Below are 26,149 nucleotides of genomic sequence, written 5' to 3'. Positions count from 1 at the left end.
GAAAGATTTTTAAACACAAAAACAGGAGATTAAAACTGAAATAAACAAATAAAACTCATTTATGATTTGTACAAACTAAGTATCGCAATTCAGCAAGTAAAAATTGCAATTTTTTTTAAAAAATATGCTTAGATCAAAGATTAAATTGGTTTATCGAGAAGGCTTATTTTATGTGACCAAAATCACATTTAAATTAGATTGAAAAGCCTAATCTATTACTGAACACAATAAGTGTATAACTAAAAGGTGTCCTATATGAGAATTGAAATTACTAGCAAACAAATGACTATCACAGACACAATGCGCGCAAAAGTAGAGGAACGCTTCGAAAAGTTACAGAAACTACAAGTTTCACTAATCAAACCACACTTCATCATTACCAAGGAACCTAAAGGCGTCAAAATTGAAGGCACCATCGGTGTTCCAAACGGTAAAATATTTGCTCATGCAGAGCATGACGACTTATACGTTGCTATTACGCAACTATTCCAAAAAATCGAGCGTCAGTTAAACAAACACATTCATAAAGACGAAGCAAACCGAGCGAAAAATAACGGTAAAGAGTTATGTCGTAACGGTGAAATTTCAGGTGAGCCGATAGAAGAGCCAGAGGTTGAAATTGAATCAGATGCTGAAATCAAAATGAATAAAGAATTTGCTGCATAAAGACTTTGGCTTCAAAAGATAAGCCATTATAAAAACAACAAGGAGGCACATTGCCTCCTTTTTTGATCTTGCGATTCAACTTGCTTGATACTAATCGCAGTCATTTCCCCTGTTTTCTTAATAAAATAGTTTATTTTCTTGGCACTCGTCTTGGTCAAGGAACTATGACTTGATATCTCAATTTGAGCCTCAAACTAACTGTGTAAAGTTAACATCACTTATTTATATAATAGCTATTTTACCAACTCCGATAATATTGACCTATTTATGCTTGTTAAAATATATGCTAGCTGCGTTATTCACTTTGTCTTAGAATAACTAGTTACTGCAATCAAACTCTTGCTTTCATTCATTTTCGCTACGCCTAAATAGAGTAGTTATTTAATGAATTTACTAATATTTTTAAACTTTAGGCAATAAAAAAGGAGGCCAATGCCTCCTTATATACTGGTTACTGATTATTATTTATTCTCGTAGTGGCGATTATCATGTGCCTGTTGCAGCATCACGCGGCTTTCATCTAAGAATAACGAGGAGTAATCGCCCATCCAGTTAGTCACAGACTTAAAACGCTCAATAAACTCTTCACGATTATTATTTTCCAATAGCTCAATAGCATCAGAGAAGTGCTTATGGTATCGCTTGATCATCGTTAAGTTATTTTTTTGCGATAGGATAATATCAGCATATAGTGCTGGCTCTTGTGCAAATAAACGTCCTACCATTGCTAACTCTAAACGATAAATAGGAGAGCTTAGATCTAATAACTGCTCTAAGTCTGCATCCACTTCTTGCAGGTGTACACCGTATACAAAACTAGTAAAATGTCGTAAGGCTTGTATTAACGTCATCGACTCATCATGAGTAGGTGCCGCAACAGGATAAAGATGTGCACCCCATATTTTCATCTGCTCAATTAACCATTGGTATTTATCTGCGCCACGTCCATCACAGTAAACAATCACTTGTTTTGCAAAGCTAGAAATATCAGGACCAAACATTGGGTGCAAGCCGACTACAGGGCCTTCATGAACCGCTAACATTTCAGTCAAGGGTTCATCTTTAACACTGGTGATATCTGCTAAAATACAGTCTTTAGGTAAGAAGTTAAGCTGCTTAATTACATCTGTTGTTACATCAATCGGTGAACCAACAATCACTAAGCCCGCTTTGCTACAAATAACTTCTGCTTGATCCCAGTTAGTGCGACCTAATACGTCAACTTCGTAACCCGATAACTTAAACATCTCAACAAAACGTTGTCCTAATAAACCATTACCACCAATAATCACAATACGTTTCATATCAGGGTTAACTGTTTTAAAACCAGTTTCGTTTTCACTAGCGTAAGACTCACGCATAGTACGACGTAAGATATCTTCAATTAAATTTGCAGGGACCCCTTTTGCTTCAGCTTCTTCTCGACGTTTAGCCAGCATTGCAGCTTCACGATCTGGGGCATATATAGGTAAACCATGTTTAGTTTTTACTTCACCAACTTCACCTACTAAGCGTAAACGCTCAGCTAATAGATCAATAATTTGCTGGTCAACAGCATCAATTTGATCTCGTAATTTACTTAAAGGCATAATTTACTTCTTATCTAGTTTTGATAGCGTCTTTTAATAACACAGTCGCTTGCTCAAGTAGTTCACATGTTGTCTGCCAGTCAATACATGCATCAGTAACAGATACACCGTATTGTAACTTTTCAGCAGATAACGAAGCAGGCTGATTACCAGCATTAATGTGGCTTTCTAGCATAATACCAATAATTGATTTATTACCTTCAACGACTTGATGGAAAACATTTTTTGCAACTAGCGGTTGTAATTCATGGTTTTTGCTAGAGTTTTCATGGCTACAATCAACGATTAGGATCTCTTCCATATTCGCTTTTGCTAACGCCTGTTCGGCTAATGCAACATTGATCGAATCATAGTTTGGCTTACCGCCACCACCACGTAAAATCACGTGTCCATCTTTGTTACCCGCTGTTTGTAATAATGCACTTTGGCCAGCTTGGTTAATCCCCATGAAACGATGTGGAGATGAAGCTGATTGCATTGCATTTACAGCTGTTGATAGGCTACCGTCAGTACCGTTTTTAAAGCCAACCGGTGTTGATAAACCACTTGCCATTTCACGGTGAGTTTGTGATTCAGTGGTACGCGCACCAATTGCAGCCCAACTAAATAGATCACCAATGTATTGTGGGCTAATTGGGTCTAACGCTTCAGTTGCAATTGGTAGACCTAATTCAGAGATCCAAAGCAGTAATTCACGTGCTTTTTTAAGACCTGTTTCGATATCAAAAGAATCGTCCATATGAGGGTCATTGATTAAACCTTTCCAACCAACAGTAGTACGTGGTTTTTCAAAATAAACTCGCATTACAATATATAGGGTATCTTTATATTGTTCATGTAACTCTTTCAAACGTGATGCATAATCTTTAGCTGCTTCAATATCGTGAATAGAACACGGGCCACAAATAACAAGAAAACGCGGGTCTTTTTTGTGTACGATATTAGATATAGTTTGACGAGATTCATTAATGAATTGATACACACTATCAGAAGCGGGCAAAGACGCTTTAAGCTCTGCTGGTGTGATTAAAATAGTTTCTGATTGAATGTGGATATTTTCATTTTGTTGCGTAGTCATTTTACTCTCATTGACAATTAATAGTGAAAACATAATAGCATAGCAAAATAATAGATCATGCGATTAAACTGCAGAGGTCAAATAAATGCGGATTAAATTAAACTAATGCCTCTATTTACCTGTTTTCTTTTACAATAAAATATAATCTTTCTTAATATATTGGTTTAAATCACGATAATATTAAACAAAATTGCTTAGTTTCTACTTAATAAAAGAACACATTCTATCAATGTGATTTTTATAGCTAATTTGCAGATAAGGTATTTATTACAATATGTCAGTTATTACCTCTTATGTTATGACCTCGTGGTCTGAAATAAAAACATTACAAGCTAACTGGAATACCTTATTAGAACAATCTGATGCTGATAATATATTTCTCACTTGGGAATGGATGGAGAGCTGGCAAAAAACTTGCCCTTATGAAACTCAGTTATTTTTTATTGTATTAAAAGAAAATAACAAACCGATCGCTATAGCTCCCTTTTATATTCAACCTTACCGTCTCCTTAACACATTAACCTACCAAGTATTGCGTTTTGCTGGTGATCAAGGGATTGGTTCAGAATATTCTAATTTTATTGTGAGAAAACACGACAGTGTAAAACTAAAAACACAACTTTGGCAGACACTACTATTAAAGCAAGCCAGCTTCCATTGGGACCTTATTTGGTACACTAATGTATCTACGTGGACAGTTGGTGGGCAAAGCCTATTAAAATCATTGGCACAAGTTCCTGAACTAAATACAGCTGCACGCGATGTTGATTTTGCGAACACCGATTTGACTCTGCTTTCGGATCAGCTCCTACCAGCTCTTTCAAAAAGCTTACGCACGAATATTAAGCAAACAAAAGGTTATTTAACCAAACATGGGAAATGGCAAGTAACCTGTTGTGAAGATCCTAATCTCCTGAGTACTGCATTAAACAAATTATTTGAACTACATAACTTACGTTGGCAGAAAGCAGGCCTTAAAGGTTCATTTCAGCGACGCCCAGAAATGGCGAGTTTCTATCAAGACTTTGCTCATAAAGCTTTACAAAAAGGTTGGTTAAGATTAGCTGAATTAACGTGTGATGGCGAAACCCAAGCAGTACAAATTGGTTATGTATATCGTGATCAGTTTTTTGCTTTACAAGAAGGTTTTAACCCTGAATTCCAAAAAGGCACAGGGCAAGTTTTACGTTACCACATGATGCAACAATGTATTGAAGAAGGGTTAACAGATTATGATTTCCTAGGGCAATACACAAACCATAAGAGACGCTGGTTAGCGAAGCAACGTAATGGTCAACACTTACTTATTTGGCCAAATAAGATAAAAAATACACTTTTTAACTTTTTAACTATTTGGCCAACGGGGAAATATTTAAAACCAACTCATTAACAATTTATTTCCAGACAATACTGGTGACAAATTCACTATCTTGATTGATATCAGCTGTAAGTACTAAGGTGGCAATTGGAATTTTTTGATGGTAGCCACGGCTCAACCAACCTAATGAAGGTGTTTGAACATCATCATTAGGAGCACCTCGAACTAGTGTTGCTTTAACTTGTTCGGGTAATGTAATAGCTACCTCATTATCACCTAGTATTAAATAACAAGTCCCTTCTTCAATACGTATATCCTGACAAAATTCCGATAAATGGAAATAAATAGCAACTTGATGCTGCGCTTGTGCTTTAACATGGTCAGTTATAATAATTTGTTGCTGTGTTATATCTAATTCAACATCGCGTTGATGTGTGACAGGTGATGTTAAACGTTGATAACCATCATGTGCTGCAGCTATTTTGCCACCACTTTTCGTTGGAGACCATTCTATACAAGTTGCCTGCGCATGCGATTCCCACATAAAAGGCCCAGTCATAATGGATTGATCTAGTCCATCAATTTCCAATGTATTATGCGCTTGTGTTTTACGAAAATGATTACGCCACTCAGGAAAGCTAAAGTAATCATAAGTACCTGTATCAACAAATAAATCATGCTGATTAATACGTACAACGCAACTTAAAGCATCGGCATGACCATGAGCAGCTATCGCGGTATAACCTAATTCTGCAACATCCATTAAAATACTAGCTTGATTATTGTCGCTGACCTTACCACCTTGTAGTAAATAGTAACCTGAATCCTCAAAGGCTGTAGAACTTAAACCAGAGCCTGCTAATACGCCTTGATTAATTTTTTCTTGTCTATTATTAAATAACCAAAAACTAGACTCACAAGCTTGAGTAGTTGCGAAAATCGAATCATCATAAAAATAGCCAACTACATCAGTAAGTGCATTAATGTCATGTACATGATCTCCAAGATCTAGTACATAACCATCATCTTGGTCGCCTAACATAGGGTAATACTCGCCACCTTCAGCAATACGAACAACAAATTCCGATAAGCGCTTTAACGTTTTCCAATAATTCTCAGAAAAATCGTCACCGGCCCACTTACCAGCTAATCCTGTAAAAAGATAAAACTGCAGTACAAAAAACTGATAACTAAAAGCATGCTCTTTAGTGCAACCATCATTAAAGGTTTGTGCAACAATCTCTCTTTCTAAGACTTGTTTGCTAGTATCTCGCCATGTCGTTGCATCTCTTAACATTGAGAAATAACTAGCTGCAATATAAGCACCAGCCGCCTCTCCCACTAAATGGTTGTTAGCTGAAGTACCTTGCGAGAATTTACTGCTTACATCACGACAATGTAGAAAAACACTTTCTAATAGGCGCGCTTTAAAGTCCCCTACAAATAATCCACTATCTTTAATAAGATCAATCGTCCAAACCCAATTGATTAGGCGAATTGCCAGCTCTAATGGACTTCGCCAATTCATGCCTTTACCGTAAGGGTTTTGATCTAACCAATGAGTGATTTGTGTAACCGCAGCTTGTGCATATTTAATGTCGCCAGTCACTTGGTAGGCTCTTGCTAATACCAACATTTGATGATGACGATTGGGCTCCCAGACTAGCTTACAGTCCCCATTTAGCTTGAAGTCACGATAATTGACATCCAATATATGTCCAGTATTTGAATAGATATTCGCACTATGATCTTTATGCCAATTAATAGGGGTTTCTAGGTGCTTATTATGTAAATCAAAATAACTTAATTTGTTTGCTATCACCATCTCAGCTTTGGCTAATAAAGGCGCTTTCCATTCAGTATTATAGGCAGATAGTTGACCTGTAAACACACTAAAGCCAGGTTTAAAATCCGTGCTAGATTGATAACCTTTAACAAACTCCGCTTTAGGCACCCAATTAAACTGCACTCTTATACGTTCAACCCAAGCTGCTGATAATGAAATAACCCGCCAGGTGATTTCACTCAAACTCATCATCTGAATGCGTTTAATATACCAAGTAACAGTTTGCATCGGATTTACTACCTCAAATTAAGATTGATTTGGATTAAGATAAGCTGTAATAAACTTACTTAATTGTTGTTCAGCGCCCGCTTGATCATCACCATCAAAATCAAAACTAACTGCGACTAAAGTAGCACCAGGTTGCCCTATTAACGCCGCTTTAACTTCCGCTAATTTAGCGATTTTTTTATCGCTAGTAACAGTCTCATTAATGACATACCAAGAAGCAACCAAGCGGTATCTATGTGGAGATTTTTTTAATACGACTAAATTAGCTTGGTGTAATATTGGATTTTCCGAAAGCAGCAGCTTTTTATCTGCCACTTCCATCCAAAAATCTTCATCAAATAAGTAATTTTCTACAAAAATCATCTCTTTGGCTTGTTCTTGTTTATAGTAATCAGCTAGATAAACCTGAAAACCTAATGACTTATCAATGTAATAGGAGAATCGCTCTTGAGTGGCGCCTTGTGAATAAGGTTTCCAGCTTGGGCTATAGGGTTTATCACGACTGACTAATTGATAATTATCTAAGCTTGGTTCAACAAAAGCATAATTTTCATCATATCGAGATGGGATCCAGTAAGAGGCTGCCACAAAAGTAATTAAAATAAATAAAGTAATAGACGCCTGTTTTTTATTTAAAGAAGACTCATCACTAGTTTCAGGCTGAATAATCTCTTCACTCTCATCTTCAGGTCTTTCTTCAAAATAAGTACGGGCAATATATATAAGTGGAATTAAACATACAGCAAACACGATCCAGCCAAAGGTGAGGTGGTCATGCACTATAAAATGATTCATCTCAGTGTAAGTCCCCACTATGATGATAATCATCACCCTTAACCAATTGGCAATAATAGCTACCGCCAAGCTGATAAATAAAAACATTAAGGTTCTTTTAGTGGAAAGTTTATTAAAATAACTCACACAAAATGTAAGCAAAGCGGCCACCATAAAAAAACCTAACCCAGAACAAGCAGGGTCAACATCAAACATACCACCAGCAGTCGATAATCGATAATGTTCTCGGTCTACGGCAATGCCTAGTAACTCAGGCCCCCATACTCCAGCTTGCGTTGACAGCTCACGTAAAGGCAACTGCAACATATTCCAAACCGGTAAAATAAGTAGCAGCATCAGTAAAGGAATGAAAAAAGAGCAAATAACCTGCCATCCATAAAAGCAGAAAAGCAGAGAAACTAGGATACTAAAAAAGGCTAATTGCTGTAATTGTTGGATACTAGATAACAACGCAACCAAAGAAATAGACAGACTCGACACCAAACACACTAAAGCAAGCGCGTAATGCCTTTTAGATAAAAGAGTGATCTGTAAGTGATGTCGTTGTAGATAAAAAACGTAGGCCACAACAATAATCCCTAAAAACCCATGGCTATAGGGCCCGTCACTATTCCATTCGTCGAAAATAGTGAGTAAAACAGGCGCACTGACCACAAGCAATACAAATAGAGAGGCTACAAATAAGCTATGTACTGAAATTCTTTTAAACAAAATAAGCTCCTAATATAAATAACCTCATTACATGAGCACTTCATGATAAACAGCAATGGTTCTCTCTGCTACTTTTTCTACATGGTATAGCTCTCGTGCTAACTGCTTTGCTTTACACTGCATTTTATTGGCAAGCTCAGGATCATTTAAAATTAACTCACATTTATTAGCAATATTGTGTTCATCAAAAGGATTGATCAAATAACCTGTTTCGCCATTTTTTACCATATAAGGCATACCACAACGGTTAGAAGTTACCACAGGGACTCCTACGGCCATTGCTTCTTCGATTCCCATAGGAGAATTTTCTTCCAGAGAAACTAATGCATATAAAGTTGCATTACATAGTTCAGCTTGGACTTGAGCAGTGGGTATACGCCCTAAAAGAGTGACATTTTTTTGTAAGTTATTTGTCTCAATAAATTGCGTTAGTTGATCTGCATAAGCTTGATCCGTAATACCACCAGCAATTCTTAGCTCAACCTCAATGCCTTTATCAGCAAGTATTTTCAACGCTTTAACTAGCTGCAATACATTTTTACGAGGGGTGATCACTGCAGATGTAAATATAATCTTCTTATTGAGCTGTTTTGTTAAATCAAAAAAAATGCCTGAGATAGGATTATCGATATCAAAAATATGTGCTTTTGTTACACCAGTTAAACGTTCTCTAACATAAGGACTAATGGAAATAATATTAGGTTGTTTTCGCCAACTCGACTTCTCGATAAATTCCCATATTCTAGAACGTATCGCTTTAAATTTTCCATTTGCTAATAATGTATCCCCATAAATAAAGCCATGGATAGTAAATACTTTAGGGATACTTAAATCCTTAACCATAATGCCGTAAGTATCATGAGCATGAATTAAATCGGGAGATATTTCTCTGATTTTATGTTCGATCAACCGTTTGCCAGTTGTTAATGCATTTATTAACTCACTTCCAGAAGGTTTGGGAATGCGGTGAATAGTTATATTTTCAAGCTTTTCAATGGATTCAAGCTTGGTGTCTGGACACAAGGTTATTACATGTAGTTCAAATTCAGAATAGGCGGCTAACGCAGGTACTAAATTAGCACTAACAGCTTCAACCCCACCATGTGGTCTACCTAGTTCAATAGGAAACTGGGTTACAAACGCTAATCTAATTGGCATTTATCCCCCTTATTGTGATAATTCAGCGAAAATAGCTTCGAAACGTTCCATCACTTGGTTAACAGAGTGATTCTTTACATAATATTCACGCGCATTATTAGAATACTGTTGCCATAACTCAGGGTCAGAACATAACTTTCTAATACCTGATACCAAATCATCTTTTGTAACAGCATCAAAGCCTAACTGACGATCTCTGATAAGGTGGTCTGGGTCAAAGGTAGAAACAATAGGCACCCCTTGGCTCCATGCTTCTAAAAAGGTATTAGGAAACCCTTCATAAACCGATGAACAACAAAACACACTTGCACTACGATATAAATTGGGCATATCAGCACGAGCAACCATACCTAAATAGGTCACGTTATGGAGCTTATTCATCGTATTTAATACGCTTTTAAAATAGGCATCTTCTTGTTTAGGGCTGCCACCAATAATAAACTGATACTCAGGAAGACTTTTTGCGACTTCTAAAAACAACTCTAATCGTTTACTTTCATGGATTCTCGCTGCCCATAAAATAGAAGGTGATTTTTGATTTAAAACGATTTTTTCATACTCATCACGATTAGGACCAGGGCATGGCATAGGCATTATTTCAGAATTGAGTTTAAAGCCAGACTTTAGAGAGTTCATCTGTTTTTTAGTTTGCGATAAAATATAATCCGCATTGGCTAAACCATAACGATATAAAATCCTTTCTCGATAGGTGTTCATTACTGGCAATTTATAATCAGCATCAGAATCATTTGCTAAAGAGTATAAAAAATTTTTGTTATGCAGCTTACACCATAGCGCAACTTGCCCTGTTATGTATTCACCACAGTTTTGATAATAAACATCAGCATCGGCACGCTTCATTGCACTATTTAAACCAGTCCAACGAGGATGAAAGAAACGAAGTCCTTTTAAACCTGAATCTTGACGACATATTTTAATCACATTGATGCCATCTATCACTTCGTCTTCATCGGATCCTTCAGACCAAGTTAACAAAGAAACTTTATGCCCTCTTGCCACCAACCATTTAGCCATCAAACTCGTTTGTCGTTCCACACCACCAATTGAGCCATGACTTCCACCAGTAACTGCACCATAGGCAAAATGAGCAACAAGACAAATATTTAACATGATAATTTACAACCCTAGCAATGAAATAGATAAAACGAGATAGTTATTATTTCGTATTAAACAGGAATAACAGTTCAGGAATTGTTTTATGCGCAGGAAAGTTAAAACGTTTTAATGTCATTAAATCATCCTTTGATTGACACAACCCAACATCCGTTGAAAATGCAGCTTGATAACCAACTTCTTTTACCAACTGTTTAGAAAGCTTATTATAATTGCCATTAGGATAACAAAAATAATCACATTTGACTGCTAATTCCTTTTCAATACAGATTTTTGATTGCTTTATCTGTGATAATATTTTGCTTTTTATTAAGCAATCTAAGCGTAAATGATCCTGAGTATGGCTTGCAACATCAATACGATTGTCTGACGTTAGTCTTTTTAGAACGTCCCATGTAACAATTGCAGACCAATCATCTTCATGACAAATATCTTTTAAAGCAGATGCTGAACGCTTTTCTAAGGTTTCACACAAATAATCAAATAGATTATTGAGCTCAATATCGTCGCTAAATTTATCCTTACAAATATCACGAAATTTTTTGTAGCTAATAGTTAAAGCATTACGGCTTGTTGCATCAAAGGTATAAACTTCATTATTATAGGATAAAGAAATAACCTCTCCCGCATTTTGTTGCAAAGCATAATCAATACGGTCAAACCAAAAAGGAAGCCCTGAATTAACATGATTAGTAGCAACAAATAAAACTGGCTTGATATTATATTTCTCACAAATAGGAAGCGCATAATCAATATTATTACGGTAGCCATCATCAAATGTAATCAATAAAGCATTATCAATAGGTGGAATTTTACCGCTTAAGATGTCGATAGACTGTTGTACGGTAATAAAATGATAGTACTGAGAAAGCATGCCTAGAGTTCGGTCGAACTCTTTAACAGGAAGTTGCTTACGAAGTGGAGACCAAATAGTTTTGGTATCAATATCCATGACACCATGCACCATTAGCACACAAATTTTATGACGGTTTTTGTGATGTAGGATCCTTAACAACCCAGTTCTAAATAAAGCCTTTAAAAATATTCTCTTAATAAAAGCTTTAGTTGTCATAGTTATATATCTCTCGAATCAACAAAATTAACGGGAAAATTATTTCTGGTACTCAAGTAAATTTTTATAATGATTAGATACATTATCTACATACCTTTCAATACTAAACCTTTGTAAACCTTTCTTAGCAGACTCAACTAAATTACTACTCAAATCACTGTCAGATAATACATTAGTTATCTTCTCAGCTAAATCTTGCACGTTGTCTCTTTCAAAAAGAAGGCCGTTATTACCATTTTCTATGATCTCCGGTATTCCTCCTGTATTTGATGCGACACAAGGTATTCCAGATGCCATTGCCTCTACAAGCGCTGCACCAGCACCTTCAGAACGAGAAGGAAAAATAAAAAGGTCACTTTCTTTTAATATGTAAGGGATATCATTTCTATTACCTAAAAAAATAACTTTCCCTTCTACCCCTAACTGCTGAATTAGCGTCATTATCTTGTTATAAAATACGGTGGAAGTTTTTTTACCTACGAGCAATAATTTCGTATTTGGGAACTTTTTATATACCTTACTAAAAGCTTCAACCGCTATATCCCAACCTTTAACCTCTGCAAAGTGGCCAACGGCAGTAATAACAATATCACTTGAGGAAATATTAAATTCTTTTCTTATTTTTAATGCACCTTCAAGGTAATTGAAAACATCTAGATCAACAGGCACTTCTACAACAGCAACTCTATCTTGAAAGCCAACTTGCGCAGATATTTCTTGCTTTGCAGCATTACTAATAGCTAAGACCTGGCTTGCTGCCCAACAAGTAATACGAGTACTTGGCATTAATTTTCTTAAGCCTTTAGGAGAAACTCCTTCTTCATAATAAGAAGACATTGCTAACTTAGACCAAAGCCTTATAGGTACATTCGCTAGTCTTGCAGCTATAATAGGGCTCGTATGATCATTATAACAATGAAATATTGTGCAGTTTATTTTTAAAAGAAATTTTAAATTTCTATAAATACTTTTATAGTCAAAATTACCCTGCGATCTTGGGTGATAAATAACTTCACATCCAGCTTCTATAAAAGGAGTAATTAAAGATATATCATCAGGTTGCTTGGATAGTACCAGCCAATTTTTCCAATTATTAGCAGCACATTTTTCAACAAGCTTTAAAGCACTTAGCCATTTAGAAGTTGCAATAATAGGAAAGCCTCCCCAATAATGGACAACATTTATAACATTACTCAAAGAACTCTACCTATAATTAACAACACAAAAAACTGAAATAAAAACTTAAACCACATAAATATTTTAGAAAGTAATTTTAATTATTTTAATGAAACAACAAATACCTATAAGTAAATAAATTAAAATAACTTTTTGTTTTTTAAAATAAACTGTCAAGCACCACATATAAAGAGGTTATTTCATTTAAATAATTCCTAACTAAATATTCATACCCCAGCATGTAAGTAAAATAAGGTTAAACTCCCCGCTTTGAGAAACATGAATGATAAATTATCATTAAGTTATCTACAAAAACTAGGATTTATAGAAATAACTTCTATAATCTTATGATACAGACTATTTAATTTTAAAATTACTTATTGTTTATTAGTTGTCACTATCAATTTGTATCAAAGCAAGCATGGAGCAAAAATGAGCCGTTTATTAAAATATGGAACGTATTGTATATTGACACTTTCTACGACCAGTTTTGCTTTTGAGTACCCAACGGGTATACCTGCAGCTTGGATAGTCCCTGATGTTGCAGCGCCTACCCCCCCCTCAGATTGGAGTTCCGAAGTAACTAATATGTATTATATTGATGCTTCAAATGAAAATTGCTCTTTGAAATTAACGTATGGCTCTGAGAGTGAACCTCTATGCAGACTCCCTTCTTCAATGGCAGCTGGTTCTTATGTTGAAGTCCATGGTGGACCTTACGAATACACTAGTACCATCTATCTTAAGTCCGAAGGTACTGAATCCGAACCTGTTTGGATCGTTGGTGCAGAAGGTAACTCAATAAAAATGTCACTTGTATTATATGGAACCTACCTATATGTAGACAATTTAAATATCAGTGGGGATAAAGGGATTTCTGTTCGCCCTTATCGTGATCTGCAAACTGATCACATAATGGTGCGTAATACCGTTATTACAGGCACAGGTTCATTAGAAAGTGGTGCAACTGGCATTGCAGCAGGAGGTAGTAATGGACTACAACTTGAAGGTTTCATTGCCTATAACAATACCATCTCATATATGGGTGATTCAGAGTCTGAAACAGAAAATGATCGACATGCTTTACAAACAGGAAGCTATATTAATAATGTTTGGCATTTATATAATACCACTCATCATAATGGTGGCGATGGAGTTCAATACTCTCACGGAGGTGTAGATGCACATCACTTTTATTATGGAGGAAACACAAGCTATAGTGAAAGAGAGAATTGTGTAGACATAAAACAGGCAGACGATGTAATCATTAGTGGTAATACTTGTTATGATATTGAAACATCTTCATCTTCCCCTGGTGAATGTATGGTAGTGCATTATGATCCTAGTAGGATTTGGTTCATTAACAATGATATATCTGAATGTATAACTGGTATAAAATCCACAGGTGCTTTTGATGTCTACATTACGGGTAATAATATCCACGGTATGAAAGAGAGCGCTAACGAAACACATGGTGATATATCTAGCTATCAAACTGGTGTGGGGATTACTGCTTATAATACCGGTAATGTTTATATTAGTAATAATACTATTACAGATGCAATTAGAGGCATTGCCTATGAGGCAGTCTCAGGGTATGAAGCTGATATAACAAGTAATATTATAGCAAACCTACATGACGGAGCTTATACCGGAAATAGCCAATATGCGATAATGTTAAAAGGCGATGATACCACTGTCGATAACTCTGATATTGAAAACAATCTTTTCTATAATCCTTTAAGACTTTATATTGATGGAAAAACATATACTGATTTAACTTCGTTAGTTTCATCGGGCAAATGTGATGATAACGGAGGAAGTTGTCTTAATGCAGACCCAAGCTTTTTAGATGATGGAAATTACAGTTTATCTTCAAGCTCTGCAGCTATAGATAAAGGCACTAAAGCCAGTTTTTATGCGCTATATGAAACCCTTTATGGAGAATCAATCACATCAGATATACTAGGCTATATTAGGACTGATACAACTATTTGGGATATTGGTGCTTATGAGAACTCTGCAGGAGGTCAAACAGAACCTTCTTTATATAATCTACCTGATGCACCTGAAATTTTGAGTATCGACATAACAAATTAATCGGTTAAAAAATACAAGGCAGATTAGAGAAATATACCTTAACTTCTTTAATCTGCACCTACCTTCAGCTTACCCATGTAAAAATTAGTTAATTTTATAGCAATTCGCTCGAGTATTATTCATCTAAAAGTAAACTATTTTTATTATTTCTTTTTTTGTTACGTTCGACATAAACTCGTAATAACAAGCCAATTGCCGCCCACATACCAACAGAGCCTTCTCTAGGATAGAAAGACTGGCTTCCTATAGAAGCAATTAGAAAGGCTCCTATTAATGCAAAGGAAACCCCTCCAGTAACTACATATAAACGGTTAGAATTATCACGAAACAGGCTCCAAGAATATTTCAAGAGCAGTAAATATAATAAAAATACAGGTAAGGCACCTATAAAGCCGTTATCTTGAATCCATTGTAAATAAGAGTTATGCGGATGAGGAAAACTATCTGATACGCCATATAAATCCTTCATCTGGAGTGTAAGCCCTATATTTACCATAGCATCTCTACCATAACCAAAAAATGGGGCCTCTAAAATGGACTCCCACACTAGTGGCCAAGCTAAATTCCGGCCAGAAGTGACTTCATACAAGTCAACTCCATCTTCTTCGAAATTAGCCTCTTGAGTGTATAAATTTTCATCTGATTTAAAACCAAAGCTAAGTCGCTCAACCGAAGATGGTGCAAACATAATCACGGCTATGTATATTAATGGGACTAATAAAATATATTTTTTCCACTTAAACAAACAATAAAGCAAACCTAGTACAGCCCAAGTTCCGTAGCCTGTTCGGCCTCCCGTTAAAGCCATAGCAAGAAATATCATAAGGCAACTGGGCAATATAACAAACCAGTAATGTTTTTTACTAACTAACTCTTTTAAACAAAAAACGAGCCAAAAAGCGCCACTCATCATCATTGAGATATTAACTCGGTGGAAGCCAACACTATCAGAGATAATTTTTAGCGCTTTATGCTGTAGCGCATCACCACCTAAAGTCAATGAACCTAACTTCATTGCCTTAACAACTTGAAAGGCTAATAAAATGAACATCAGAGCTAAGGAGCCCAATGCAAAATTATACTGCTTTCTATTACGGCAACCATCAAAAATAATCATGCTTGGAAAGACCCACTTAAAACAATTAATCAAGTATTCGTTGATATCAGAAATAGCTCCTGGTGGAGAAGCATTAATCACTTCATACCATTCTAATACACCACTTCGATCTGACATGTATCTGATGACACTCAGTACAATAAAAAAGCCATATATAAATAACAAAAAATTAATTTTACGTGGCATTTCCCACAGTAACTTCTGCTTTCTTCTATTAGAAAGCCAAGATAAAACTACATTTAGAAATAAAAAGTTCCAATGATTTAAACCAGGTATTCCCCCAACAGCCTTAGGCATATCAGGATGCTGAAAGATAGCGATTAAAAGCACTAACCAGCAAGCACCACGAAACCAATCCTTCCAAGCATAAACACTTAAATAAGCAATGAGTAAGGTCAATAATGTAATTCGAATCATAAGTAATGGGCTTAATTTATCTAACTGGTAAATGTTGCATATATTTTCTGCCAATGTTGTGAGACTGCAGGAACAGAAAATTTTGTTGTAGAGTGATACGCATTTTCCGACAATTTTTTTAGTTTATTTTCAGAAGAAAGTATAGTCACATAACTATTTGCAAAGCTTTCATTGGTTAACGGAGTTATAAGATAACCATTTTTATCTTCTTTAATTAAATCACTTAAATCGCCAACATCAGAGTTAATGGCAGGGATCCCACACATCATTGCCTGAATAAGTGCCTGCGATAAACCTTCGGAATCTGAGGTCAACACAAAACAGCGAGATTGCTGAAGCCAATATTCGACATTATTTTGCCACCCTGCAAAATATACATCATCAGCAATACCTAACTCGATAGCCAGCTTTTGTAATTTTTCTTTATCTGGACCATCACCGACAATTACCGCATTTAAATGAGGAAGTTGTTTTTTCGCAATTTGTATCGACTCCAAAAACCGATCGATTCTTTTTACTTCAGACAAACGACCTATTAAAATTAAATCATATTGTTTTTTTATTTCAGGCCTAGGGCAAAATACAGAATCATCGAACCCGCCAGGCACAATTTCAAAGTTTGTCGAGACACCTTTATCTTTAAAATAACGAATAGCAGATGTTCCCATAGACACGACAAGATCCATTTCATTTACTGACTTAACTAACATTTTTTCTATAAAGTCATCAGGCTGTCCAATTTTGTTAAAAATTCTATTTTCAGTGTTAACCCCACCTCCAACAACTTCTCTTGGCCCACCACCACAAATGTAGACAGATTTAGCACCAATCAGTTTCGCTAACACCACAACAAACAAACCATTAAGTAAAAGGTGAAACCCTACTAAAACATCAGGCCTTTTAGTGATCGCTACCCATGTAAAAAAGAGCAAACGAGCACCTACCTGTCCGAATATTTTACTTAACCAGCGCGGAGCATACTGTCCAGAAACTTTATCTATATTTGGTACAGAAGTAGATGCCACCATCAATAAATGCTTACACTTATCAGCATTAGCCATAGGGTGTAAATGAGTCATTAACCAATGGTCAGAATAAAAAGTGCCTGTCGCTAATATAGTTAATTGCTTAGTTTTTTTAGTCTTATGAGGTATTAACTTAAATAACTTTAATATTAAATAATGCAAAATAAGCATTATCCTTAATAACCAACGATAACAGTTCCGAAGAAGATTAACTTTCTTATCAAGCATTTTTAATTATCCATTTTAGGAAAGACTAATCGCTCCCATCCGATTGAAATACTAACTAGTCCCGAATCATCCTTGTCATTAATGATTATACGATGACACTTTACGCCATTAATATATAGTAGGGTTAAATCAGGATTTTCCACATACCAAGTCAGACCTTGAATATCCTCGCCGCTGTAATCTGTAGTAAGATAGATATGGGTTTCTTCACCTATATGTTTAACAGAGAAATCCAATTCTTCAACTGTACGGTTATAGCCTAATAAACGGCGAGTAGTGGTAGTTAATATTTTTTGGTTACCTTGATACTCAGCTAGTAACTCAAAGGCTTGCCTCGTTTCTTCAGTGAACGGTTCTTCGGTAGAGTGCACTTTACCTAAATGGCTATATAGAACACTACAACCTTCATTCTGCACCAAGGTATCTAACATCTCTTTAGTTAATACATGATGAATACCACGTGCTTGATCGAAACAAGAGACCCCCCCCCATGCTGGGTTACAACGCATAAATTCAATAACTTCAGTACCGTCTATTAATGTTGCTTTACGTAGTACTTTGTTAGCTTTATGCATTGCATATTTTTGGTTTCCAAATCGAGCCAGCCAACCTTTAATAAACTCTAATGCAATGGTTTTAATAGATGCTTTAATTTTCAGCTTGTTAAATAAACTTTGATAACTGCGTTTTGCATTTTGCGCAACACAACTCGTCACCCGACCTTTCCAAATAAAAGGCAGACCACCAGACTGTACTGTAAGGTCACTATGATAAGCTGTGGTACCTTGCTCAGCACCGCGACCTTGCATAATGTCATTATCCAAATTAGTTGGGGCTTGTGCATGGTCTACCCATACCTCAATTTTTCGTTTTCCTGATTGAATAGTATTCCAATACTTTTCAATTGATACTCTGTCATCAACAAAGTCACCAAATGAGTGTAGGCAGTCAATATGGCCAGACTCAATTAATTGATGAATTTTGCCCCTTCCATCATCATCAGTATTTGTATAAGAAAAATTATGGCTTGGCATATCAAAATAGATCGTATTACCAACCTCTAAGCCAACCCCTTTTCCTAAAGACGTTTGTTCAGTTGTATTTAAGTACTTTGCCGTTTCAAAATAAATTTCTTTGTTAGGTGTTTCATCAAGATCACTACAAATAGCAAGCATTGCTTGGTAAGGGTATGGATATTTTCTTAGGCTAACCGTATTTTTCTTCTTCATAGTGATTGCAACTTAAATCGAGATAAACACTTTTTTCGTAGCTTCATTGGTACTAAGTAATAGAAGTAAATAGTTAAGGTAACAACACCTGCACAACCAAAAAACAACCAAGCATTTAACCACTCACCTTGATTATATTCATTGCGAGATAAAGAAAGCAGGGTAAAAAAAGGAATAATATAAAGAAATGGCTTAAGTAAACTATTGAAAATATAGGTTTTTAAAGAAAGCTTAAGCTCGTTACATGCATAAATAGGTACAATAATGCCATAGACAATATTCATTGGAATAACAAACAATAGTGCGGCTGTAGTTAATTCCCACTGCTTAACACCCGTGAATAAAAGCCCTATCCCAAATAATACAAAAATCGCAACAAAAGCAAAAAGTGAAATACGGCCATGTTGATTCATGCCCATTAATATACGAATCGAAGTATCTTGCCCCATTGGAAGTAGCTGGCCAATGGCTAAAATCATTACTAATGGCCAAAGTGCATATTCAGGCCCCATCCAATAATGCAGAACAATATCACCATAGATGAACAACAAACCTAAAGTAGGCAAAGCAAAAGCAAAGCTTAATTTGGTGGTATTAATGAACAACGCCTGAATTGCTTGCGCATCTCCAGCCCCCTGCATGGAACCTGTTGTAGGAGTCAGCATCAAAGTAAACTTAGTCATGAATGTTTTGATTTGCTTAGTTAACGCCATAGGGCGAGCAAAAATTGCAAGCGCAGCAGGGCCAATAGAACTCACCAACATCACACTGATCGTCTGTAACAAAATGATAGGAGGAACATTAGATAGCATACTTTTAATGCCAAACTTTAATAACATTTTAGTTGTTTTCCAGTTCGCCATCTTTAAATTAAACTTAAATTCCTTGCAGATTTTATTAACAAATACAAATCTAAGTGATTGGAAAATAATAGTTGAAATCAAGTAGCCAATTGCCATTCCAGCAACATTCAAATCAGTGAAATAAAGAGCAAATACCATTAAGACAATAGATAATATACTATCGCCTGCATGCAGTGCATTATGTATATCCCACCGATGGTAACCGGTTAATAATCCACTTGCCGAACCAGAAGCCATTTGAAAAGCAACTCCTGCACCTAAAAAAAGAATAACTAACTGAGCCGTATGAGTATTCTCAGCAAGGTTTTCGCCAAAATAAGGTGGTAGTAATAGGTAAAATAAAACGGTAACCGACATTGCCACAGCAGCAAATATTAACTGAACAAATAAGGCTGAATTAGCAACATAATTAAGTAAGGTCAGTTCACCTGCACCTCTATGCTTGGCAACATAGCGATTGAAGCAAGCCCCCATGCCGAGACCAACCAAGCTTAAATAGCTGACAAATGACCAACCAAAATCCCATATACCTAAAGCCGCTTGTCCCACTTTATCATCCACCAAACGCGGCACAATAAAGCCAGAGAAAATCAGCACTAGTTGGCTGATCCAACTCACCATCAAATTCCATGCAAAACGGTCTTGCCCGGTTAAATCAATTTTTTGTTGTTCAACTTTATCTGTCATTTTACTTTATTCCACATAACCAAGATGGCGATGATAATCACCGGTGACTTGATAATATGTTTGTAACTCACCTTCACTCAATAAAGTTTTCCAACGATCATCTAGCTGGATGACTTCTGAATCATCCAAGCGCATACCGTTACCGACGACATGATGCTCAACAGTTTTAAAATCTAAGCGTTTTTTAGCAGGGTCTACACCGATAAACTCAAACAAAGTATCTAGGGTTTGCTCAGTGTTATTACAAATATCTTCGTAGTGCACTTGTATCCAATTCTGTTTAGGCATGGTCGCTAATACGGCTTCCGCCTCTTGATTACAACGCACCCATTCATGAGCACCAACTTCAATTCCTCTTCCTTGCTCTTGTGTTTTTCCTGCACCACCGCCACGTAACTTTGGATTTTTAGCATCGGCAAATTCTGAAGGTTTTTTATAGGCTAAAGAAACACCTCGGCCATCGCGGACAACCCAAATTACTTTAACGTCTAAATCAGGGTTCTTTAATAAATACTTCAACCGAATACCAATTTTTGAAGAGTCAACGACAATATCCACACCTGCTTGCTCAGAGATTGAACGTGCATAATCAGCATTGCGTTTTTGCAGCAAAGGTAGACTTTTACGCCAAACTGGAGAGCAACAAAGCAAGGTATCACGAACTAACTCCATCAAAGGCGAACGCACTAAAGGTTTTAATAAGCGTAATACGTAAGGAGTCGCGCCAGTGCGAATATCTGTTCCAGCCTCAGAAATACAAAAATCATGGCCTTTATCCGCCATTTTCTGAGTCACGCCTTGCCAAAACCCGCACTCCCCCACCAGCGTTTTACAAGAGCATAAATAACTATTTTTATCGCCTAAATTTACCGCCTTTAATTCACCAACACTGCATAAGTCAGGGTGGGCTCCTAATAGCATAGCCGTCATAGTTGAGCCTGAATGGCTAGCAGCAGCAAGATAAACTAGTTTTTGTTTTTTAATTGTCATCTATTTTCTTTATGATTTAACGGGCTTTAAAAGCTCTTTTATTAACATCCAAATAAACAAAGTATTAGTGATTAAATAACGTTTCCATAAACGCTTAGGTTCTTGTAATACACGATAAAACCACTCCATTCCCATTTTCTGCCAAATTAAAGGCGCACGCTTTACTTTTCCAGCAAACACATCGAATGAACCACCAACGCCATGCACGACAGGTACTCGCATTACTTCCCCCCACTTGGCCATAAACTGTTCTTTCTTAGGAGAAGTGATTGCGACAAAGAGAACATCAGCCTTAGCTTGCGCAATATTTTCTGCTACTTGCTGTTGTTGTTCGTCTGAGAAATAACCATTTTGACGTCCTGCAATAACAAGACCAGGGTAATGCTTAGTGATTTGTCGCTCAATTTCTTCTGAGACAGCCTCTGTTGCCCCTAAGCAAAAAACTCGATAATCTGATTTATTACCTCGTTCCATAATGCCATACATTAAATCGATCCCTGCAACACGTTCAGGCAACCTTTTATTAAGAACTTTACTTGCTGTCACGACTGCACTTCCATCCGCCAAAATCAAATTAGAAGAAGTAACGCTCTCTCTTAAGGCTGGATTTTTTTGCATATTGACAATCTTAGCCGCATTAAGCATGCCTATATGTAATGATTGCCTAGAAGTGATACATTCATGTACAACATCTAATGTTTGAGACATTTTTAATGGGTGTATATCAATACCAAACATTGTAATGGTAGGTTCTTTTAAATGGTATCGGTTGAAAGGTTCACTTGACGAGGAATACTCTTCTTTCACCTAGCCTCTCCTTAGCTTTTATGATGGCTTATTTTATCAAACATAACAGTAGTTTTTTGTGTTGTAAATCTTAACGGAATTTAATAACATTTTTTTACAATAAAAAGATAAAAAACTAGCCTTATTAGGTATTAACTAATTGAACAGGAAAGGAAAAAATGAAAAAAACAGATTACTTAATAAGCCTAGATTATGAGCTTTTTTTTGGAAAAAATACAGGCTCTATAGAAGACTGTATGATTACGCCTACCAATAAACTGATTACCCTATTAAATAAATATAATAGTCGTGTTTGCCTTTTTGTAGATGCTGGCTTTTTAGTTAAATTAAAAGAATATGCAGACAGTTTCCCTGAATTAGCAAAACAATACCGTGATATTAAGCAACAATTATTAACACTCTCCAAAGCGGGTCATGATATACAGCTTCATATCCACCCCCATTGGGTAGATACTACCTACGACCAAGATGGCTGGCATATTGATACCAGCAGGTATCGATTACATGACTTCTCTGACTCAGAAATAAACGAGATTGTACGTAGCTATAAAGCAGAGCTCACCACCTGTACTTTACAACCGATATTTGCATATCGTGCAGGAGGGTGGTGTTTACAACCCTTTGATACACTATCTAAAGCCTTATCAGACAATGGTATTTGGCTGGACAGCACCTTGTTTAATCAAGGTTACTCATCGGATCCTACACGCTATTTTGATTTCACTAATATGCCGCAACAACCTTATTGGACTTTCTCGACAGATCCTTTAAAGCCCGATACTCAAGGGCAGTTTCTAGAAATACCTATAAGTGCTTTCAAAACATCGCCTTTATTTTTTTGGAAACTTGCCTTCCATAAGAAGGTTTCAAGTAAAAAATTTAAAAGCTTTGGCAATGGCCAGGCGATGGTAGCCAATAAACAATATTATATAGAGAGGCTAACTAAAACGACCTATGGTCCGGTAATGATTGATGGCGCTAAAGCAGGACAGCTAGAAGCCGCACTAAAGTCACATCATAAACAAAACGCTGGTGCTATCTTCAATATTATGGGCCATCCTAAGAGCCTTGCCCCTTATTCATTAACTAAACTAGATCAGTTTTTGAATAATAACCCACATCTTCAGTGCAAAACCTTTCAAAACTTTAGGCACTTAATGCCAAATAGAATACAGGGTTAAAAAGGTAGAATTAAAAAACCAGTGTTTAACTAATAAACACTGGTCTAAATGCTACAACTAATCTATTTAGATAACGCTTACTCTGACACTTCCTGCCAATGTTTTTGAATTTCAACATTATCGGGTAGTAACGTTAACGCTTTCTTAATTAACGGCCTAGCTTCAGCAGTTTTTCCAGACTGATACAGAATCCAACCATAGGTATCTAAAACAGCAGGGTTATTCGGTGCAACTTCATAGGCTTTAGCAGCTAATACTTCTGCTTTAGGATTTTTCTCTAATGAGTATAACCATGCAGCATTATTTAAGCTCCTTAGTTCATTAGGCGACACACTCAAGACCTTTTCATAAGCCTGAATAGCAGCTTCGTTTTCACCCTTGGCTTGTAATAACATGCCGTTGTTTAAATTTGCATATAAGCTAGAAGGCGCAGCAACTAACCATTTACTTAAAAATGCTTCAGCTTTACTTTTATCGGACTGCTGATAAATTTTATAGAGCTCAACGGCAATTTCGTCATTATTATTTTTGTTCCATTCGTCTGTTAATAACTGTATTGCTGTTGTGTCATCTTTTTGGGTCATAGCCAACTGAGCTTTCAATACCACAACTTGGGGATTATGAGGTAAAATAACCTCTACTTGTTTCAATACTTTATCTGCTTCTGCATATTGACCTGATAAGGTCTCAATCGCAGCTAATCTCATTAAAAAGATTGGTTTTGTAGGAGTCAATTGCAACTGTGCCAGAGTTAATTCTCTTGCACTGGTATAATCCTTAGATCGGATTGCCGCAATAATTCTTTGGTTACTGATTTGCTGTTGTAATGTATCACCTTTATCCACCAGCTCTACGGGGAGATTAACTGCTTTCTTAATCATTTTATCAGCCTGAGAAAATTGCTTTTTCTGAAACTGATAATCAGCTAACACAAGTGCCAATACACTTGGATTATGCTTATTTGATAAGCTTTCTTCCATATTAAGTGGATCTTTGTTTTGCTGTTGAGTGCTAATAACAGCCCCGTAATAAGCTTTAATTTGCTCAGGATACAAATCTATAATTTGATTATAATAGGTAAATGCTGATGACCAGTCTTGCTGTAGCTGTTTACTTTGCGCTAACCCATAATATGCTTGAACATTATCAGAAATTTTGAGGGTCTGATTAAATGATTGCTCAGCTAAAGCATATTGATTTCTGTATAAATAATAATTGGCAATTAATAAACGAGTCCCTACTGCTTCTCCAGGTTTATTGACTTCATTAGCAATAAAACGATCCGCTTCTTCCAAACGTTGCATTGCGATTAGTTTTTTTAAATAAACCGTTTGCAACGAAAGGTCTGAGCTATTTTTAGCTAAACCAGCGGCCAATAAGTCTAGTACTTCTTGCTCTTTGTCTGGAGATTTCTCATTCAAATAACTGCTTTCTATTAAAGTCAGTTTAGGTGAATCTGGAAATAGTTTTTTGATACGCGCAATCGCTATATCTGCTTTATCAAATTGCTTTTCAGCAATCGCGGCAATCGCATATAAGGTCAATGTATCTAAACGCTCCTCATACTCAATAACGCCATCCAAAATATCTAAAACGTCATGGCTTTGATTAAGCTTAAGTTGAGTCATTGCATAGATTTGGGTTAATTGAGGCGTGTTAACTTCAGGATCAATCATGCCAGATAAGTATTTTTCTGCGCCATTAATATCCCCTTCCGTATATAAAATAACACCAAGCATAGTAGATGCTTTTTTATTTTTAGGGTCTATTTCTAATATTTTTTGTAAAGCTTCTTTTGCTTCACCTAACTGCTTTCTTTTGTAATATTCTTGCGCTGAAACATAATACTCATTGATCGTTGTGGCTGTAGGGAATTCATCACTTAAAATACGAGAGTATAATAGCGCTTCTGAGCTGCGACCTTGTGAAGTTAAAATCGATGTTAACGCCTTAAGAATATTAATTCGCTCTGGCGTAAATATATCCGATGAAGGTAATTCACTTAATGCAAAAGACAGTGTGCTTTCAGCTTGCTCTATTTGACCTTTCTCAAGTAATAAAAAGCCTTTTAACATTAAGGCTTCAGTATTTTTAGGCTCATTCATTATCGCTTTTTCTAACAGTGTTAAAGCGGCTTCTTTGTCATTATTACCCGCGGCAATCCTTGCCTCACCGATGAAACCATCACTTTCAAAACCTGCTTGCTGTTGTAGCTCAGTAAAGCTTAATAATGCTTGCTCAGGTTTATTTTCTAATAATAACAACTTCGCCTGTAATAATTTGAAGCTATTTCCCTTTGAAGACAATAGCTCAGATTGTTGCTCAATCAGCTTATTTGCTGAAATAACTTTCTTAGTGCGTTGGTAAGACTCTAATAATAATAAATAGAAATCAGCATCTTTTTGCCCCTGGTAACGGTTTAGAACCTCAAGCGCTTGATTAGACTGTCCAAGCTTATTATAAACTTTTGCTAAGATAACATAGCCATCTTGATGATCAGGGTAAAGGAGAACAGCATTACTTGCGGAATTAATTGCTGCTTTGAATTGACTTTGTTCTAGATAGGTTTTGCCTTGTTGACTATATTGAGCCAATTCAGCAACATTTTCAGCGTTAGAGTCGTCATTACATGCAGTAATAAATAAACTACTGGCTAATACTAACGAACTAAACATGACGGTAGATGATTTTTTCATTTTCTTCCCTTATAAAAGGTAGCTGAACTAGCTTTATA

General features: G+C 36.2%; 19 protein-coding genes. 4 read left to right on the top strand and 15 right to left on the bottom strand.

Annotated features, from left to right (window positions below):
• Positions 1-255: 255 nt before the first annotated feature.
• Complete coding sequence (gene hpf, locus AC0L3W_RS16150) at positions 256-666, top strand: ribosome hibernation-promoting factor, HPF/YfiA family (RefSeq protein WP_113817583.1); 411 nt, start codon at positions 256-258, stop codon at positions 664-666.
• Between the two features lie 461 nt (positions 667-1,127).
• Here hpf and tyrA read toward each other — a convergent pair whose 3' ends face one another.
• Positions 1,128-2,255, bottom strand: coding sequence for a bifunctional chorismate mutase/prephenate dehydrogenase (gene tyrA / locus AC0L3W_RS16145; RefSeq protein ID WP_290038912.1), 1,128 nt, complete (start codon positions 2,253-2,255; stop codon positions 1,128-1,130).
• Between the two features lie 10 nt (positions 2,256-2,265).
• On the bottom strand, positions 2,266-3,333 hold the full coding sequence (locus AC0L3W_RS16140) for a 3-deoxy-7-phosphoheptulonate synthase (RefSeq protein ID WP_290038911.1): 1,068 nt from the start codon (positions 3,331-3,333) through the stop codon (positions 2,266-2,268).
• A gap of 274 nt (positions 3,334-3,607) precedes the next feature.
• On the opposite strand from AC0L3W_RS16140, the gene AC0L3W_RS16135 reads away from it, so the two are divergent.
• On the top strand, positions 3,608-4,723 hold the full coding sequence (locus AC0L3W_RS16135; protein ID WP_409440049.1) for a GNAT family N-acetyltransferase: 1,116 nt from the start codon (positions 3,608-3,610) through the stop codon (positions 4,721-4,723).
• Between the two features lie 4 nt (positions 4,724-4,727).
• On the opposite strand, the gene AC0L3W_RS16130 is transcribed toward AC0L3W_RS16135, so the two are convergent.
• From AC0L3W_RS16130 to AC0L3W_RS16105, 6 genes are all read right to left on the bottom strand, one after another.
• On the bottom strand, positions 4,728-6,725 hold the full coding sequence (locus AC0L3W_RS16130) for an alginate lyase family protein (protein ID WP_409440050.1): 1,998 nt from the start codon (positions 6,723-6,725) through the stop codon (positions 4,728-4,730).
• Positions 6,726-6,743: 18 nt separating this feature from the next.
• Positions 6,744-8,231 (bottom strand): exosortase C-terminal domain/associated protein EpsI, encoded by a 1,488-nt coding sequence (locus AC0L3W_RS16125; protein ID WP_409440051.1) that lies wholly within the window; start codon positions 8,229-8,231, stop codon positions 6,744-6,746.
• A 27-nt stretch (positions 8,232-8,258) separates the two neighbouring features.
• Positions 8,259-9,389 (bottom strand): glycosyltransferase family 4 protein, encoded by a 1,131-nt coding sequence (locus tag AC0L3W_RS16120; RefSeq protein ID WP_409440052.1) that lies wholly within the window; start codon positions 9,387-9,389, stop codon positions 8,259-8,261.
• 9 nt (positions 9,390-9,398) lie between these two features.
• On the bottom strand, positions 9,399-10,520 hold the full coding sequence (locus AC0L3W_RS16115) for a glycosyltransferase family 4 protein (RefSeq protein WP_409440053.1): 1,122 nt from the start codon (positions 10,518-10,520) through the stop codon (positions 9,399-9,401).
• Positions 10,521-10,566: 46 nt separating this feature from the next.
• Entirely contained in the window at positions 10,567-11,475 is a 909-nt protein-coding gene (locus tag AC0L3W_RS16110; protein WP_409440054.1) for a polysaccharide deacetylase family protein, read from the bottom strand.
• Between the two features lie 159 nt (positions 11,476-11,634).
• Positions 11,635-12,792 (bottom strand): glycosyltransferase family 4 protein, encoded by a 1,158-nt coding sequence (locus AC0L3W_RS16105; RefSeq protein WP_409440055.1) that lies wholly within the window; start codon positions 12,790-12,792, stop codon positions 11,635-11,637.
• Positions 12,793-13,203: 411 nt separating this feature from the next.
• Here AC0L3W_RS16105 and AC0L3W_RS16100 point away from each other — a divergent pair, with 411 nt between their 5' ends.
• Complete coding sequence (locus tag AC0L3W_RS16100; RefSeq protein ID WP_409440056.1) at positions 13,204-14,871, top strand: hypothetical protein; 1,668 nt, start codon at positions 13,204-13,206, stop codon at positions 14,869-14,871.
• Between the two features lie 115 nt (positions 14,872-14,986).
• On the opposite strand, the gene AC0L3W_RS16095 is transcribed toward AC0L3W_RS16100, so the two are convergent.
• The 6 genes from AC0L3W_RS16095 to AC0L3W_RS16070 are packed head-to-tail and all read right to left on the bottom strand — an operon-like array spanning position 14,987 to position 22,234.
• Positions 14,987-16,459, bottom strand: coding sequence for an O-antigen ligase family protein (locus tag AC0L3W_RS16095; RefSeq protein WP_290038902.1), 1,473 nt, complete (start codon positions 16,457-16,459; stop codon positions 14,987-14,989).
• Entirely contained in the window at positions 16,426-17,658 is a 1,233-nt protein-coding gene (locus tag AC0L3W_RS16090; RefSeq protein WP_290038901.1) for a glycosyltransferase, read from the bottom strand. Before AC0L3W_RS16090 ends, AC0L3W_RS16095 begins: the two co-directional genes overlap by 34 nt.
• 2 nt (positions 17,659-17,660) lie before the next feature.
• Complete coding sequence (locus AC0L3W_RS16085) at positions 17,661-18,887, bottom strand: hypothetical protein (RefSeq protein ID WP_409440057.1); 1,227 nt, start codon at positions 18,885-18,887, stop codon at positions 17,661-17,663.
• Positions 18,884-20,437: a lipopolysaccharide biosynthesis protein gene (locus AC0L3W_RS16080; protein ID WP_409440058.1), complete on the bottom strand. Its 1,554-nt coding sequence runs from the start codon at positions 20,435-20,437 to the stop codon at positions 18,884-18,886. The genes AC0L3W_RS16085 and AC0L3W_RS16080 overlap by 4 nt, the downstream gene beginning before the upstream one ends.
• A 6-nt stretch (positions 20,438-20,443) precedes the next feature.
• Positions 20,444-21,427: a sulfotransferase gene (locus AC0L3W_RS16075; RefSeq protein ID WP_409440059.1), complete on the bottom strand. Its 984-nt coding sequence runs from the start codon at positions 21,425-21,427 to the stop codon at positions 20,444-20,446.
• 9 nt (positions 21,428-21,436) lie between these two features.
• Positions 21,437-22,234, bottom strand: coding sequence for a WecB/TagA/CpsF family glycosyltransferase (locus tag AC0L3W_RS16070; RefSeq protein WP_409440060.1), 798 nt, complete (start codon positions 22,232-22,234; stop codon positions 21,437-21,439).
• Positions 22,235-22,392: 158 nt separating this feature from the next.
• Between AC0L3W_RS16070 and AC0L3W_RS16065 the strand changes: the two genes are divergently transcribed.
• Positions 22,393-23,415: a polysaccharide deacetylase family protein gene (locus tag AC0L3W_RS16065; protein ID WP_290038896.1), complete on the top strand. Its 1,023-nt coding sequence runs from the start codon at positions 22,393-22,395 to the stop codon at positions 23,413-23,415.
• Between the two features lie 77 nt (positions 23,416-23,492).
• Here the strand turns inward: AC0L3W_RS16065 and AC0L3W_RS16060 are convergent, their stop codons facing one another.
• Positions 23,493-26,111, bottom strand: a complete 2,619-nt coding sequence (locus AC0L3W_RS16060) for a tetratricopeptide repeat protein (protein WP_290038895.1) — start codon at positions 26,109-26,111, stop codon at positions 23,493-23,495.
• Positions 26,112-26,149: the final 38 nt, after the last annotated feature.

It is taken from the genome of Psychromonas sp. KJ10-5, assembly GCF_055808325.1.
Note: the sequence above shows the minus strand (reverse complement) of the source record. Positions and strands in the feature narration are given on the sequence as shown.